The organism is Pelagibius sp. (genome assembly GCF_028289705.1).
Classification (GTDB): Bacteria; Pseudomonadota; Alphaproteobacteria; order Kiloniellales; family Kiloniellaceae; genus Pelagibius.
Genome location: NZ_JANQOI010000175.1, coordinates 41467 through 56079 on the forward strand (window position 1 = coordinate 41467; position 14613 = coordinate 56079).

The 14613-nt window shown below is 68.3% G+C and carries 14 protein-coding genes; 5 read left to right on the top strand and 9 right to left on the bottom strand.

From position 1 onward, the window contains the following. Positions 1-5 precede the first annotated feature (5 nt). Positions 6-1688: an isovaleryl-CoA dehydrogenase gene (locus Q0996_RS21860; RefSeq protein WP_299625002.1), complete on the bottom strand. Its 1683-nt coding sequence runs from the start codon at positions 1686-1688 to the stop codon at positions 6-8. Positions 1689-1918: 230 nt separating this feature from the next. On the opposite strand from Q0996_RS21860, the gene Q0996_RS21865 reads away from it, so the two are divergent. The 3 genes from Q0996_RS21865 to Q0996_RS21875 are packed head-to-tail and all read left to right on the top strand — an operon-like array spanning position 1919 to position 7241. After that, entirely contained in the window at positions 1919-2395 is a 477-nt protein-coding gene (locus Q0996_RS21865) for a hypothetical protein (RefSeq protein ID WP_299625004.1), read from the top strand. An 8-nt stretch (positions 2396-2403) separates the two neighbouring features. Further along, positions 2404-6849: a WD40 repeat domain-containing serine/threonine protein kinase gene (locus Q0996_RS21870; RefSeq protein WP_299625007.1), complete on the top strand. Its 4446-nt coding sequence runs from the start codon at positions 2404-2406 to the stop codon at positions 6847-6849. 14 nt (positions 6850-6863) lie between these two features. After that, positions 6864-7241, top strand: coding sequence for a nuclear transport factor 2 family protein (locus Q0996_RS21875; protein ID WP_299625010.1), 378 nt, complete (start codon positions 6864-6866; stop codon positions 7239-7241). 54 nt (positions 7242-7295) lie between these two features. Here the strand turns inward: Q0996_RS21875 and Q0996_RS21880 are convergent, their stop codons facing one another. The 6 genes from Q0996_RS21880 to Q0996_RS21905 all read right to left on the bottom strand — a co-directional run bounded on the left by Q0996_RS21880 (position 7296) and on the right by Q0996_RS21905 (position 10951). Next, positions 7296-7643, bottom strand: a complete 348-nt coding sequence (locus Q0996_RS21880) for a tRNA-binding protein (protein WP_299625013.1) — start codon at positions 7641-7643, stop codon at positions 7296-7298. A gap of 179 nt (positions 7644-7822) precedes the next feature. Next, positions 7823-8329 carry a phasin family protein gene (locus Q0996_RS21885; protein ID WP_299625016.1) on the bottom strand — a complete coding sequence of 169 codons (507 nt, stop codon included), beginning with the start codon at positions 8327-8329 and terminating at the stop codon, positions 7823-7825. A 258-nt stretch (positions 8330-8587) separates the two neighbouring features. After that, entirely contained in the window at positions 8588-9193 is a 606-nt protein-coding gene (locus Q0996_RS21890) for a TetR/AcrR family transcriptional regulator (RefSeq protein ID WP_299625019.1), read from the bottom strand. A 98-nt stretch (positions 9194-9291) separates the two neighbouring features. Next, positions 9292-9780, bottom strand: a complete 489-nt coding sequence (locus Q0996_RS21895) for a YbaK/EbsC family protein (RefSeq protein WP_299625022.1) — start codon at positions 9778-9780, stop codon at positions 9292-9294. A gap of 53 nt (positions 9781-9833) precedes the next feature. Further along, positions 9834-10403 (bottom strand): metal-dependent hydrolase, encoded by a 570-nt coding sequence (locus tag Q0996_RS21900; protein ID WP_299625025.1) that lies wholly within the window; start codon positions 10401-10403, stop codon positions 9834-9836. A gap of 14 nt (positions 10404-10417) precedes the next feature. Further along, the gene (locus Q0996_RS21905) at positions 10418-10951 is read right to left on the bottom strand and encodes a hypothetical protein (RefSeq protein ID WP_299625028.1); all 534 of its coding nucleotides are present in this window, start codon (positions 10949-10951) and stop codon (positions 10418-10420) included. Positions 10952-11048: 97 nt separating this feature from the next. Between Q0996_RS21905 and Q0996_RS21910 the strand changes: the two genes are divergently transcribed. Then, positions 11049-11510, top strand: a complete 462-nt coding sequence (locus Q0996_RS21910) for a MarR family winged helix-turn-helix transcriptional regulator (RefSeq protein ID WP_299625031.1) — start codon at positions 11049-11051, stop codon at positions 11508-11510. Here the strand turns inward: Q0996_RS21910 and Q0996_RS21915 are convergent. Further along, positions 11507-12154, bottom strand: a complete 648-nt coding sequence (locus tag Q0996_RS21915) for a DUF6064 family protein (RefSeq protein WP_299625034.1) — start codon at positions 12152-12154, stop codon at positions 11507-11509. The two genes, Q0996_RS21910 and Q0996_RS21915, sit on opposite strands and share 4 nt — an antisense overlap. 390 nt (positions 12155-12544) lie before the next feature. On the opposite strand from Q0996_RS21915, the gene Q0996_RS21920 reads away from it, so the two are divergent. Further along, entirely contained in the window at positions 12545-13168 is a 624-nt protein-coding gene (locus Q0996_RS21920) for an exopolysaccharide biosynthesis protein (protein WP_299625037.1), read from the top strand. A gap of 178 nt (positions 13169-13346) precedes the next feature. Here the strand turns inward: Q0996_RS21920 and Q0996_RS21925 are convergent, their stop codons facing one another. Next, entirely contained in the window at positions 13347-14594 is a 1248-nt protein-coding gene (locus Q0996_RS21925; protein ID WP_299625040.1) for an MFS transporter, read from the bottom strand. Positions 14595-14613: the final 19 nt, after the last annotated feature.

The window sequence follows — 14613 nt, forward strand, 5'->3', positions numbered from 1 at the left end:
GGCGATCAGGCAAGATCCGCCGGCAGGGTCCGGTCCAGGATGGCGCGGCTGTCGGCATGGGCCATGCCGGCGCCGTAGGTGTGGCGGAAGGTGCCGTCGAGGCGGCTGGCGATGAAGGCATCGGCGACGGCGGCGGGGGCATGGGCGCGCAGCAGCGCGGCGGCGGCGCTCAAGGCCAGGGTCTCGACGAAGCCGCGGGCGTTGGCCTCCAGCATCGAAGGGTCGGCGAGCAGGGCGCGCAGCGAGTGCAGGGAACTGCGCAGCACCGGGTCGCTCTGCCCCACTTCGGCCAGTTCCGCGAGCACCGTGGCGGCGGCTTCGCCGTCGCTGCCCAAGACCCGCAGGACATCGAGGCACATGACGTTGCCCGAGCCCTCCCAGATCGCGTTCAGCGGCAGCTCGCGGTAGAGCCGCGCGGCCAGCCCCTCCTCCACATAGCCGTTGCCGCCCAGGCACTCCATGGCCTCATAGCCCAGCGCCGGGGCCATCTTGCAGACCCAGTACTTGGTGACCGGCGTCATCAGCCGGCGCCAGGCGGCCTCCCGCTCGTCGGTCTCCGCGCGCTCGAAGGACCGCGCCAGGCGGAAGGCCAGGGCTGTCGCCGCCTCCACGTCGAGCGCCATGTCGGCCAGCACCTGGGCCATCAGCGGCTGGTCGATCAGATGCTTCTGAAACACCCGGCGGTGGCGGCAATGAAACAGAGCCTGCGCCAGGGCGAGACGCATCTGGCCGGCGGAGGCGACGGCACAGTCGAGCCGGGTCAGGGTTACCATCTCGATGATGGCGGGCACGCCGCGCCCCTCCTCGCCGATCAGCCAGCCGTGGGCGCCCTGGATCTCGACTTCCGAGGAGGCGTTGGAGCGGTTGCCGAGTTTTTCCTTCAGGCGCTGCAGGCGCAGCGGATTGCGCGCGCCGTCAGGCAGGAAGCGCGGCACGAAGAAGCAGGAGAGACCGCCGGGCGCCTGCGCCAGTATCAGGAAGGCATCGCACATCGGCGCCGAGAGAAACCACTTGTGGCCGACCAGGATGTATTCACCGCCCGGGCGGCCGGCGCCCGCCGCGCGGGCCTGCGTGGTGTTGGCGCGGACGTCGGTGCCGCCCTGCTTTTCCGTCATCCCCATGCCGATGGTGACGCTCGCCTTCCGGTCATGGGGGATGAAGTCCTCGTCGTAGCGGCGCGACAGGATCTTCGGCAGCAGCGGCGTGAAGATCTCCGGCTGCATCCTCAGGCTCGGCACCGCGGCGTTGGTCATGGTGAGGGGGCAGAGATGCCCGGCCTCCATCTGCGTCACCATGAACAGCCGCGCGAGGCGCGCCACCGTCGTACCGGGGCCAGGCGCAGCGCCGGGCGTGCCGAGATGCTCCCAGACGCTGCAGTGCAGGCCGGCCTCGAAGCTCATGCGCATGGCCTCGTGATAGGCCGGATGGAACTCGACCCGGTCGAGCGGAAAGCCCTTCTGGTCGAAGCGCTGCAGTTTGGGCGGATTCTCGTTGGCCAGCCGGCCGATCTCGAAGGCCTGGGCGCTGCCCACCAGCGCGCCGAAGTCCGTGAGCTCGCCGGCGGCCGCCCCGGCCCCCTCGCGCCGCACCGCGTCCTGCAGGGCGGCATCGCTCAGATAGAGATTCAGGTCCGCAAAGGGCGGGCTCTGGTTGGTCACCTCGTGGGTCGCAGGGGTCGATTCGGGCATCGCGGCCTCGTGACAGTTTCAAGACACTATAGGCGCCCTGGAGGCCACGTCATCAGCGATCCCCTTCGCCCAGAGATCGGATTTCGGGGAACAGAGCTGGCGGCGGCGGTACTACCGAATACCCCGGAGCGCCCCCAAGGTGCGGGACAAGAGGACTTGACTCCCTCACCGCGCCAACGAACCCTGTCTGGCGGGGCAGTGATTGATCCATCACTTGCGGAGGCGGACCAATGACGATGTCGAATGCAATTCCCGCGAGGTTTCGCGGAAAACTAGGCTGCGCGGTTTTCGGTTTCTCCCTGGCGGCCGCGGCGGGCGGGGCCGCACTTGCCCAAAGCAGTCTTCCCAATGCCTGTCCGGTCGACGGCTGCGAAGTCAAGATCGCGTCGGTCAGCAAGGCCGGCAACGAGTTGGCTGTCACCTTCGAAGCCAACTTCATGCCCGATCTGTCGAAGAACCACATCCACATCTGGTGGGGCGAGACCTACACGGTGGAGCAGGTCAGCAACAACGCCGAGCCGACCTATGGCGTCAAGCAGGGCGACTGGCATCCGACCGACGACTTCCCGGCCTACACGACCCAGAGCGCGGCCTCGCTTTCCGTGCGCAACGGGGCGCGGACCCTTTGCGTCACGGCGGCAGACAGGAACCACGACATCCTGAATGCCAAGGTCTACCACTGCATGGACGTGGGTGACCACTTATAGTCCAGCCCATGACGCTGCCTGCTTATGTCGGCCGCTACAGGGTAGACAATGAGATAGCGAGAGGCGGCTTCGCGACCGTCGTCCGGGCCTGGGATGAGGAACTTGAATCCTTCGTAGCGATCAAGATTCTTCATCCCAATCTCGCCGACGACGAGGATATCCTGATGCGCTTTCTGGAGGAGGCCCGCCTCCTCCGACGCATTCGTTCGCCCAATGTCGTCACCGTGCACGACGTGGGCCGGCTGAACGACGGCCGGCCCTACTTCGTGATGGACTTCGCGGACCGCGCCACTCTGGCCGATCGCATTCGCCCGGGGGACGGGAACGGCCCCGATCCGCGCGATCTGACCGTTTTGATCGACGCCCTGGCCGACGGCCTGACGGCGATTCACGAGGCCGGCCTGGTGCATCGCGACGTCAAGCCGGCCAACATCCTGTTTCAGCTTGCCCGCCGGGCCCCCAGCGATCCCGACGCCACGGTGATCGGCGCGGAGGCCACGCCGCAGCGTCTGGTAACCGAGGACGAGCGCGTCCTGGTCGGCGACCTCGGCATCGCCAAGGACCTGGCCAAGCACGGCCCCTTGGCGACCATCATGGGCGGCACCCCGCTTTATGAAGCGCCGGAGCAGCGCGACGGCCTCCCCGAGATCACCCCCGCCGCCGACATCTATTCCGCCACCGCCCTGCTGTGGCACGTGCTGACCGCGGAGCGCCCGCCCAATGCCGAAGCCGTTCCCGGCCGCCTGCCCGGCCTGCCCGCCCACTGGCACACGGTGGTCGAGCAAGGCATGGCGCTGGACCCAGGGGCCCGCTTCACCACCGTCGAAGCCTGGCGCTCGGCCATTCACGACGTCCTCGCCCACGAGGTCACCACGATCGACGATGACCGCCCCACCGAGACCCGCGTCACGCCATCGACCGCCTGCCCCTACAAGGGTCTGGCCGCCTATCAGCCCGAAGACGCGGGCAATTTCTTCGGCCGCGAGGCCCTGATCGACGAGCTGGTGCGCCGGGTGCAGCTCGAGCGGGTGCTGGTGGTCGGCGGGCCGTCGGGCAGCGGCAAGTCCTCGCTGGTGCGCGCCGGGCTCATCCCCGCCTTGCGCGCCGGTGCCCTGCTCGGCAGCGAGTCCTGGCGGATCGCGCTGCTGACGCCGGGCCGCGACCCGCTGGCGGAGCTGCACCACCGTGTCGCCGCCAGCCTGCCGGATGGGAACCCGTCGGTGTCGATCGAAGACCTGCTGGCCCGGCCCACCATGGCCCGCCATCTCGGCGAGGCCGGCGACCCGCAGAACCCGCTGCTGCTGTGCATCGACCAGTTCGAGGAACTGTTCACCCTGGCGCCGGAGACCCAGCGCAGCGCCTTCATCACCGCGCTCTCCGCCATGACCGACCCGGCCGACAGCACGGTCCGGGTCGTCATCTCCGTGCGCGCGGATTTCTACGCCGCCTGCGCGACGGTGCCCTGGCTGGCCGAACGCATCACCGGCAATCAGGTGCTGGTGGGGCCGATGACCCGCTCGGACCTGCGCCGCGCGATCAGCGAACCGGCCCGCCGCGCCGGCCTCTACGTCGAGCGCAACCTCGTCGAAGCCATCATCGACGAGGCCGGCGAAGAAGCCGGATCGCTGCCGCTGATCGCCCATGCCCTGGTGGAGACCTGGGTGCGCCGCCAGGGCAACACCCTGACCGTCGACGGCTTTCGCGATGCCGGGGGCGTTGCCGGGGCGATCAGCCAGACCGCCGATGCCACCTATCAGAACACCTTCGGCCCGGCCGAGCGCGAGGCCACCAAACGGCTCTTCCTGCGGCTGGTGACCCCCGGCGAGGAGACCCCGGACACCCGGCGGATCCTGGGACGCTCCGAGATCGACCACGACACCGACGCGGAGGTCATGCGGCGGGTGGTGGAACGCCTGACCGAGGTCCGGCTGCTGACCGTCGACGATACCAGCGTGCAGATCGCCCACGAGGCCCTGCTGCGCACCTGGCCGCGGCTGCGCGACTGGATCGAGGAAAGCCGCGACGACCTGCGCACCCGTCAGCGCATCGCCCGCGCCGCCGCCGAATGGGATGCGGCGGAGCGGGATGCGGATCTGCTCTACCGCGGCACGCCCCTGCTCTCCGCCCAGGACTGGATGACCAAGAGCCCCGACCTCTTGGGCGAACTGGATCTGGCCTTCCTCGAGGCCTCGACAAGAGCCAAGGCCGAAGCCGAGGCCATCGACGCGGAGCGGCGCCAGCGGGCCCGGCGGGCGCGGCGCTTCGCCATCGCCGTGCTGTCCTTCCTCTCGGTCGGCGCCTCCGCCGCCTCGGTGGTGGCCTTCCTGGCCTGGCGCGAGGCCCGTCAGAACGAGGAGATGGCCGAGCGGGCGACCGCCGTGGCCACCGAACGCTTCGCCGGGGCCCTGGGCGCCGCCGCAAACGGCCTTGTGGAGTCCGATCCGCTGCTCGCCCTCGCGCTCGCCGCCGAAGCGGTCGCCCGCGCGCCGGCGGCGAGCCCCGGCTACGATGCCCGCGCCGCCATGATCGCGGCACGCCGGGCCCTGGCCGGGGCAGGACCTTTCGTCGTCGGCAGCCCGATTTCGGCCGGCGACGCGCTGGCCATCGCCATGACGCCGGACGGCTCCCTCCTGGCGGCAGGGCGGCGCGACGGCTCCATCGAGTTGATCGACGCGACCCTGCGCCGGCCCATCGGGCCAAGCCTGCAGGGGCATGCCGGCGGGGTTCAGGACCTCGACTTCGCCCCGGACGGCCGCCGGCTGGTCTCGGTGGGCGACGACGGCGCGGTCCACTTCTGGAGCGTCGCCGACGGTCTGGGACGCCACGAACGCAGCCTCGGCCAGACGCCGGACATCCTCTGGGGCGTGCGCTTCGACCCGCAGGGAACGAGCCTGGCCACCGCCGGCGAAGACGGCACGGTCCGTCTCTGGGGCGCCAGCGAAGGCGCGGCGGAGCGCGCGCCTCTGGTAGACGTGGTACGCGACTTCCTGAGCGTTTCCTTCAGTCCCGACGGGCGTGCCCTGGTGGCCGGCACCGGCGACGGCGCAATCTTCGCCTGGGCCCTGCCCTCGGCGAAACCGCTCTTCGAGCCCATCGGCGATGCCCACAGCAGCGATGTCTGGGAGCTGGAATTCAGCCCCTCGGGCGACCGCTTCGCCACGGCCAGCAGCGATGCGACCGCCGTGATGTTCGACTACCCAAGCGGCCGCATCCTGGGCCCGGCCTTCGCCGACGCCGGCCCGATCAACGCGGTCGCCTTTTCGCCGGACGGCGAACTGCTGTTCGGCGGCGGATTGGACGGTGCCCTGCACCTCTGGCATGTGGACCGCGAACGCCTGCTCGCCTCGGCGCCCGGCGGACACAGCCAGGCCATCGCCGATATCGAGGTGAGCCAGGACGGTCGGCGCCTCGCCACCCTTGGCCGCGACCAGTTGATCCGCCTGTGGAGCATGGGCAGCAGCCATGCTCTGGCCCAGACGCGCAGCGTGCCGGGCGAGGCGGCGAAGGGGCTGGCCATCAGCCCCGACGGTCTGCGCCTGGCGGCGGGCGACAACGACGGGACCATTCAGGTCTGGCGTCCGGACGGGCGCAGCAGCCCCCAGACCCTGACCGGCCACGGCCACCAGGTCTGGGCCCTGGCTTTTTCGCCGGACGGGGCGCTGCTGGCCTCCGGCGACCGCAGCGGCGAGGTGCGCCTCTGGGACCTGGGCGACGGGCGGCTGCTCCGGTCTTTCGCCGCTCAGCAGGGGGCCATCTGGTCGCTGCTGTTCACCGCCGAGGGAAGCCGGCTGGTGACCGCCAGCGACGCCGGCGTCGGGCTTTGGAACGTCGAGACGGCCAGCGCCGAAGCCACCCTGGACCACCCGGCGGGGCGCATAACCCGCGCGGCGCTGTCGCCGGACGGCGCGTTGCTGGCCACGGTGGCGACCGACGGCCGGGTCAGGCTCTGGGATCTGGAGTCCGCCAGCGTGACACGGGAACTGGCGGCGGAGGACGATGTGGTCTGGAGCGTGGCCTTCAGCCCCGACGGACGGCATTTGGCGACGGCCTCGAGCGACGAAGTCGTGGCGCTCTGGGATGTCGAGAGCGGCCAGCGGACCGGGGTCCTGACCGGCCACAGCGGCGGGGCCACCGACCTCGCCTATCTCGCCGACGGTGTCACCCTGGCGGTCACCGACCGCAGCGGCCAGCTCCATCTCTGGGACGCGCCGACGGGCCGCCGGCTGGCCGCGAGCGCGCAGGGCCATCAGGGGGCGAGCTGGCGGATCGCCGTCCATCCCGATGGCGAGCGCTTCGCCACCAGCGGCGACGATGGTCAGGTGCAGCTGTGGAACCAGCTCAGCCTCACCCGCGCCTGCGCGATCAGCCGGCCGGCCTTCGACCGCAACCGCCGGGATCAGTACCTCGGCCTCGGTGAAGACCCCGCGGCCTGCCAGGCTCCTTTCGACCGATAGGTTGGAGATCAATCATGGCCGACAGTACGAATGTTGAGGGCCCCGCCATCGAGGCGCTGGTTCAAGACTACTTTCTCGGCATGTATGAGGGAGATGTCGAGCGTCTAAGGCGGATCTTCAATCCGCAGTGCTGGCTCTTCGGAGAGAACCGCCGAGGCAGTCACGAGTTCCCTCTGTCCGGCTTTCTGGATCAGATCGCAAGCGGGCCTGTGCCCAAGACCGAGGACGAACCCTTCGACATGCACCTCGTCTCGGTCGACCGTAGCGGTCCCGTCGCGATTGCGAAGGTCGCGGTCCGCTATCAGAACCGGCATTTCACCGATTATCTGACGCTGCAAAAGACCGCGGCGGGCTGGCGCATCGTCAACAAGGCCTTCTTCAGTCCGGACTGAGGGCGCATCGCTTGGGGCCAGCATACGTGACCAATCGCGGCGAGACCCCGTCCGTCAGTAGAGCCGGCCGCCGTTGGGCACCGGCTGGTCGGCGGTCACCAGCACCACCTCGCCCGCGCCATCGGGAAAGCCCAGGACCAGGATCTCCGACATGAACTTGCCGATCTGCTTGGGCGGGAAGTTCACCACGGCGGCCACCTGTTTGCCCACCAGATGCTCCGCCGCGTAGTGGACGGTGATCTGGGCCGAGGTCTTCTTGACCCCCAGGGGCTCGCCGAAATCGACCCAGAGCTTGATCGCCGGGCGCCGCGCCTCTGGGAAGGCCTCCGCCCGCGCGATGGTGCCGACGCGCACGTCGACCTTGAGAAAATCGTCGTAGGAAATGTGGCCGTTTTCGCTCATCGCGCTGGGGATCGCTCTCGTAAGGCTATGGGACGGCGGCGCGGCGACGCTATCACCGCCGGCCAAGCCCGGGCAAGCCCGGGCCAGCCCAGGCCAGCGATGTGCGGGCGGGGCAAAAAACAAGGGCCGCCCGAAGGCGGCCCCTTAACCGATCAAGTCTTGGAAGATGCGTCGAAGACTTACTTCTTCTTCGCGGTCTTCTTCACTTCGCTGGTGAACTCGCCGAAGGTCTCGCTGACGCGCTTGGTCAGGAGGTCGGTCGCTTCACCGTTGGACTTGGCAACCATCTCGGACAGCTCACGCAGGTTGGCGAGAGCGGCCTCGTAGGCCTGCTTGCTCAGCTCGAGCTGCTTGGCGAGCTTGTCCTGCGGGGTGCCGGCGGCGTTCACTTCGGTGAAAGCCTTGGAGGCTTCCTCGATGCCCTGACGGACGATCTCGGCCTGGCGGCGGATCACCGCCTGAGCGCCCTCGAGGGCGACCTTGTTGGCGGAAGCGACGGCTTCGATGTTGCGCTTCTGGGCCTGGACCAGGGTCTGGGCGTCAACGCCGGGGACCTTGAACTGCTCGGGAACGGCGGTGAAGTCGACCTTCTCCCACTGCTCGGCGAACTTGCTGGGGTCCATGAAGGCGGCGAAATCAAACTTAGAAAAATCGCCGTTCAGAAAGGGGTTACCGGAAACAGCCATTACTCGAACTCCTCGATCTGTGCGGGCGCCGCCCGCCTTTATGTTGCACCGCACAATTCCTTGCGTGACCGTGATATAGGCGGTTCCCAGCACAGGGTCAAGGGATTTTTTTTGCACTGCACAATAAATCTGCGAAGGGTCTGATTCGGTTGGGATTTGGCTGCCGGCACAGGCTCCGGTGGTAGTGCCCGGGCCAAAAAACCTGTTGGCTCCGGCACCGCAGGAGGCGCCGGCCGCCGCCGTCAAACTATGAAGACTCTAGCCCGCCGCGCCGCCGGCCCTGCGGCTGGCCCAGCGCCCGAGCATGGCATCGGCCCGCTTCAACTGCTTGTCGAGGCTGGCCATGGTCTTGGCCATGTCCTCGCTGTCGTCACGCAGCCAGACCCTGAGGGTCGAGAGATAGATTGCCGAGATGCCCTTGATCCGCACGATGCCGCGCAGACCCGTGGTGGAGAAGCCCGCGGTCTCCAGCATGGCCGCCATGGAGCGGCGCAGCCGGGCCAGTCCGCAGCAGACGGAAAGCGGATCGCGAAGCTGGTCCTGCAGGATCGCGCCGATGGCCTCACGCTGCGGCTGCATGGCCTCGAAACGCCGCATGAGGACGTCGAACAGGCGGTCTAGGGCCGGCCCCTCGCCGACCTCCCCGGCCTCACCGTCCTCCTCGGCCATCACCGCCGCGTCGACATGGTCGGCAAAGCCCTCGATGATCGCCTGCTTGGAGGGATAGAGCGGGTAGAGGGTCGACAGCGGCACCTTTGCCGCTTCGGCAATCTCCGCGAGGGAGAGATCCCGCCAGCCCCGCTCCGCCGCCAGGGCGAAAGCGGTATCGATGATGTGCTTTGGAATGTCGGCCTTCTTCACCATGGGGGAACTCCTTGGCTGCGGTCGCCGGTCGATGGCCCCATTCTAGGCAGCCGGGGATGCCAGGTGAAGCCTCCGTCCCGCCGGCGCCCTGCGGCAGTTCAGCGCTGCTTGATGTCCGCCACCACCCCGTCGGTGAGGCTGCGGAGCTGGTCCGGCTGCAGGGAGAAGACCGCGTTGGGCGTGCCCGCCGCGGCCCAGAGCTCCGGCAGGTCCATCAGGTCCCGGTCGATGAAGGCATGGGGTTTCACGCGGTGGGCCACCGGCGGCACGCCGCCGATGGCAAAGCCGGTGGCCTCGCGCACGAAGTCCGCCCTGGCCCGTTCGATGGGCTCGCCCAGCAGGCTGCCGACGGCAGCCTCGTCGACCCGGTTGGCGCCGCTGGCCAGCACCAGCACCGGCGCGCCGCTGCCGGCAGCGCGGAAGATCAGGGACTTCACGATCTGCGCCACCGAACAGCCGATGGCGGCAGCGGCGTCTTCGGCGCTGCGCGTGGAGGCGGGAAACTCCCGCACCTCGAACGCATAGCCGACAGCCTGCAGGGCGGTCTGGACCTTGCGGGCACTTTCCTTCAGCGATCCTTCCGGCATGGACCCTTTCCTCTCACCGCGGCGCCCCAAGGTGCCGCCTTTGCCGGGCCACATCAAGCGCGGCCGGCCGCGAGCGGGCGCCGCCAGCGCCGCCGCAGCAGCCAGAGACCGCCAGCCAGCGCACAGATCAGTTCCATCGCGCTGATCCAGAGGCCGCCGTGGGCCGGGTCCCAGTGGCTGAACGGCCCGGCCAGCCGCAAACCGCTGTCCAGGGGCCAGAATAGCAGCGGGCCGTCGTTCACGTGGCTCACGATGTCGGCCAGGGCATGGGTCATCGCCCCGGCGAGAAAGGCCAGACAGCAGCGGCCCAGGTCCGGCGCAGCGCGGAGCAGCAGAGTGGCGAGGAGTGCCAGCCCCAGAAGGCTGAGGGGTGCGTGCAGCAGATTGTGCAGGCCGATCACCACCGAGTCGGAGAAATAGAGCGCGTCCATCTCGCGCTGGACCACAGGCTGGGCAAATCCGCCCTCCCGCCAGGTCACCTTCGTCGCCAGGGCCATCCAGACCGCGGCCACCGGAATGTCCGGCGCCACAGCGCCCAGCAAGCAGGCCCGGCGCGCGGTCCCACGCCAACCGAAGAGCTGCGCACAGCCGTATCCAATAAGGAGGTGTGTCGGAGTCTTCACGCTCCACGCCCCTATCAGAGTGTGACCCAGCGGTGGCCGCGGAAGGCCGAGTGGTGCGTGAAGTCGGTCGCGTGGCTCCAGGCCAGCATCAGATAGCTGGCCGCGCCCGGCGTAAGCCTCACACCCAGGGCCTTGCCGCTGCGGTGCGGCAGGCGAAAGCCGAGGTGGGAGCGCCCCTCGGCAAAGGAGGCACCTTCCCGGATCAGGGCGGCGCGGGCCTCGGCATCCGCGACCGGCGCGTGGGTCGGCACGATGGCCCGGTGCAGCGCCACGCGGGTGGGTGCCTGCGAGACCTGGGCGATGACGAAACAGGTTCCCTTCAGCCGCTCCACGTCGTTGAAGCCGACCGCCAGCCAGCCGGCGGTGGGCGCGCTCAGCCTGCCCTGCAGAGCATCGTCACGGTGACGCCAGCGAAAGCGCAGGCCGCCGGCCTCCACCGCGGACCAGTCCGGACCGGCACCGGCTTGACCCGGCGACGCCTGGCTGTTCACCGAGCTGCCCAGAAGCAGCATGCCGGTGAGAAAGAACCGGCGTTCGAGGCACCGCATCGCACCGTCCTTGCATTTATGGTCAAGAAACTTGACTATAATGACAGAGATCACATTTAGTCAAGCTCCTTGACCATCAAGGAAGGACTCCGCTGAGGTGACTGCACGCGAAAACGAGGATCTGAGGCCGGACCACATCGGCTGGCCGCTATGGCAGGCAGCCTTCCTCTGGAAGGAGGCCTATATTGCCGCCATGCAGGCGGCAGGGCACGACTGGTATGGCCGGGCGCAGAGCAACATCACCGCCTTTCTCGACCCGCGCGGCACCCGCCAGCGCGATCTGGTCGCGCGCTCCGGGCTGACCAAGCAGGCGGTCCAGCAGTTGGTCGACGACCTGGAGGCCGCCGGGATCGTCAGCCGCAGTCCCGACCCGGAGGACCGGCGCGCGAAGATCATCCGCTTCACCGCCAAGGGCAAGGCCGCCCTCAAGGACGGCGCCCAGATCAAAAGACTGATTGAAGCGCGCATGACCGAGGGCCTGGGCGCGGAGGGCATGACCCAGCTCCGCCGGCTGCTGGAAAGGCTGATCGCAAGAGGCTTCGACGACCGCGCCGCCTAAGCCGGCCGTTGGGCAGCTCGTCGATTGTGTGCGAGCGCGAGAGCCAGCGCAGCACTGCCCAGGGCGGGCTGCAGGAGGTCCGCCGCGATCCCCAGTTCCCAGGCGGTGGCGCCCGCAATCAAGGTCCAGACAAACGGCAGGATGAGGAGATGCAGCGGGTGGCGTCCCTCGGCCAGCAGCAGCAGGCCCAGGGTGAAGAGCGCCGTCGGGCCCGGCGCCAGTGCAAAGAGTCGAGCCGAGGCCCAGCCCTCCCCCAGGCCCGCGAGCAACGGCAGCAAGACCAACGCAGTGGCGATGCAGAAGAATCCGAACCAGGCGGACGCGCCGCGTCCCACCGCGAAGCGGATGCCCCCGCGCAACACCAGGCTCCAGGCCAGCAGCGCGGCCTGGGCCAGGAACAGGACCCCAAACGCCGGGGCGGTGAAGCTGAGCGCGGCGAAATAGTGCAGGTGGAAGACCAGGCCGCAGGCCAGCCAGGCCCCGGCGAGGATCACCCCGATGGCGCGTCCGGCAAGGCGGTGGCGCGTGGCCGCAAGCCCGACCGCCCCGAAAGCTGCCGCCAGACAGGCGATCTGCCAGGGCCAGAGGCTTCGGTTGATCTCGGCGAAGAGCGCGGAAAGCACCTCCGCGTCGAAGGACAGCATACCTCCGCCATCTCCTTGAGCTCGGGTCCTTCAGGTTCTAACGGAAGCGGCAGTGTTCGCAAAACGTCGATATCGCATCCACTTCGGTCCTTGCGCGCGACTTTCGAATCGAAAACGCCCATCCGCTATTCCAACGCATTCCAAGGCAGGGACATCCACCCCACGTCGTTTCCGGCAACCATTAGGGCTAGCGTGGTTTCGACCTACGTCGAAATCGGTTCCAGCCCGCTCCCCCGCCCGGCCACCCAGCGCCAGTATCCTATGAGTGGCCGGGCGGGGGAGCGGGCTGGTGCCGTCAATACATGAAACCCTCTAGCACTGCACTTGCCGCTTGCAGTCGGCTGCAATTGGCACGATATGAACGCGGGCGGGAATGATCGGGAACAGCGGATGACGGCATCGCAGGATCGGTCGGGCGCGGCACGGCGCTCCCTGTCCAGGGCGCTGATGTGGGCCGTCAGCCGCTATCGGGAGTTGGACGCGGTTCCCCTGGGTCGGATCCTGGAAGACCAGGGCCAGGGCTCCTTCGGCTGGTCGATCCTGATCTTCGCGGCGATCAACCTGATGCCGCTGCCCATCGGCTCCAACGTCATTACCGCCATCCCCCTGTTGCTGCTGACCGGCCAGATGGCCCTGGGATATACCTATGTGCGCCTGCCCGGCTTCATCAACCGGCGCCAGGTGCCGCGGCGCAACTTCCAGCGCGTGGTGCTGCGGCTGAAGCCCCTGCTGCGGCCCATCGAAAAGGTGATCCGCCCGCGCCCGCCGGATCTCTTCAGCGCGCAGTCGGAACGGCTGATCGGCATTCTGCTGTTCGCCGTTTCCTCGGCGCTGTTCCTGCCGATCCCCTTCAGCGGCTGGCTTTCCGCCGCCGCCCTCTTCGTCTCGGCCATGGGGCTGGTCGAGCGCGACGGCATCGTCACCCTGCTGGGCCTCGGCCTCTGCGTGGTGGCGCTGATCGTCACCACGGTAGCCGGCACCGCCCTCATCATCGGCGCCAACAGCCTGATCTGAGACAAGGGACCAGCGTCTGCAGTCACCTTCCGCAGCGTCCATTGCATCACAGCCGTCATGCTCGGGCTTGTCCCGAGCATCCATGGTTCGCACAGACCCGAACCCCTCCGGCGGAGGCTCCAGCGAGCGCCACAATGGACCCTCGGGACAAGCCCGAGGGTGACGATCTTTGTTTGGTCTACTCCGCCGCCGCCGGGGCTGCCGCCGGGATGCGGCCGACCAGGACCTCTTCGCCGGGGCGGGGGTGGCGGGGCACGTTGAAGGCCATGATCAGCGAGCAGCCGGCCATGGCCGCGCCGGTCAGGAAGACCGCCGGCGGCGAGATCAGCCAGAGGAAACCATAGGCCGCCGGCAGCACCACGGCGGCGATGTGGTTGATGGTGAAGCTGACGCCGGCGGTGGAGGCGATGTCCGCCGGATCGGCGATCTTCTGGAAATAGGTCTTGATGGCAATTGCCAGGGCGAAGAACAGGTGGTCGACGATGTAGAGCCCGGCGGCCACGACCGCGCTCTCGACGAAGGCATAGGCGACGAACACGCCGATCAGCCCGATGTACTCGAAGATCAGGGCATGGCGTTCGCCGATGCGCCCGATCAGCCGGCCGATCTTCGGCGCCAGCCAGACGTTGATGGCGGCATTCACCAGGAACAGCAGCGCGATGGCGCCGACGTCGAAGCCGAACTTTTCCACCATCAGGAAACCGGCGAAGACGATGAAGATCTGGCGCCGCGCGCCGGACATGAAGGTGAGCGCGTAGTAGAGCCAGTAGCGCTTGCGCAGGATCAGGGTCTTGTGCTGCTCCACCTTCTCGGGGAACTGCGGAAAGCCGAGCCAGGCGACCAGCGCGATGGCCACCGTGGCACCGCCGCCCATGAGGTAGATCCAGACGTAGTCCAGCGACAGGAAGTCGCTGGTCAGCCAGATCATGGCGAAGACGATGATCGCGGTGAAGGAGCCGACGGCGATGATCCGCCCCAGGGTCTCCGGCGCCTTCGCCTTGTCGATCCACTGCAGCGAGAGGGAGGTCTGCAGGGTCTCGTAGTAGTGATAACCGATGGACATGACGACGGTTGTCACATAGAGGCCGATCACCGAGGGGAAGAAGCCGGTGATGGCGGTACCCAGGCCCAGCAGCAGCAGGGAAATGTAGGCGAGGCGCTGCTCGCGGATCAGCAACAGCACGAAGACCACGGCAAAGGCGAGGAAGCCGGGCACCTCACGCAGGGACTGCAGGATACCCATCTCGGCGCCGGTGAAGGCCGCCCGCTCGATGGCGAAGTTGTTCAAAAGCGCCTGCCAGGTGGCGAAGCTCAGCGGCACCGCCGCGGCCATCAGCAGCAGGAGGACTTCAGGCCTCTTTAGGTTTTGTGGGCGCCAGGTCTGGGAACGCCCGGAGCCGGCAGATTTGCTTGGGATCGTCGTCATGGACCCTGTTTAGGCTGTC

Coding starts and splice junctions, on each gene's coding strand:
- Q0996_RS21895 (WP_299625022.1), bottom strand. CDS start 9,780: ATGCCGGAAGGATCGCTGAAGGAAAGTGCCCGCAAGGTCCAGACCGCC.
- Q0996_RS21920 (WP_299625037.1), top strand. CDS start 12,545: ATGACGGCATCGCAGGATCGGTCGGGCGCGGCACGGCGCTCCCTGTCC.
- Q0996_RS21875 (WP_299625010.1), top strand. CDS start 6,864: ATGGCCGACAGTACGAATGTTGAGGGCCCCGCCATCGAGGCGCTGGTT.
- Q0996_RS21860 (WP_299625002.1), bottom strand. CDS start 1,688: ATGCCCGAATCGACCCCTGCGACCCACGAGGTGACCAACCAGAGCCCG.
- Q0996_RS21925 (WP_299625040.1), bottom strand. CDS start 14,594: ATGACGACGATCCCAAGCAAATCTGCCGGCTCCGGGCGTTCCCAGACC.
- Q0996_RS21915 (WP_299625034.1), bottom strand. CDS start 12,154: ATGCTGTCCTTCGACGCGGAGGTGCTTTCCGCGCTCTTCGCCGAGATC.
- Q0996_RS21870 (WP_299625007.1), top strand. CDS start 2,404: ATGACGCTGCCTGCTTATGTCGGCCGCTACAGGGTAGACAATGAGATA.
- Q0996_RS21885 (WP_299625016.1), bottom strand. CDS start 8,329: ATGGCTGTTTCCGGTAACCCCTTTCTGAACGGCGATTTTTCTAAGTTT.
- Q0996_RS21880 (WP_299625013.1), bottom strand. CDS start 7,643: ATGAGCGAAAACGGCCACATTTCCTACGACGATTTTCTCAAGGTCGAC.
- Q0996_RS21905 (WP_299625028.1), bottom strand. CDS start 10,951: ATGCGGTGCCTCGAACGCCGGTTCTTTCTCACCGGCATGCTGCTTCTG.
- Q0996_RS21865 (WP_299625004.1), top strand. CDS start 1,919: ATGACGATGTCGAATGCAATTCCCGCGAGGTTTCGCGGAAAACTAGGC.
- Q0996_RS21890 (WP_299625019.1), bottom strand. CDS start 9,193: ATGGTGAAGAAGGCCGACATTCCAAAGCACATCATCGATACCGCTTTC.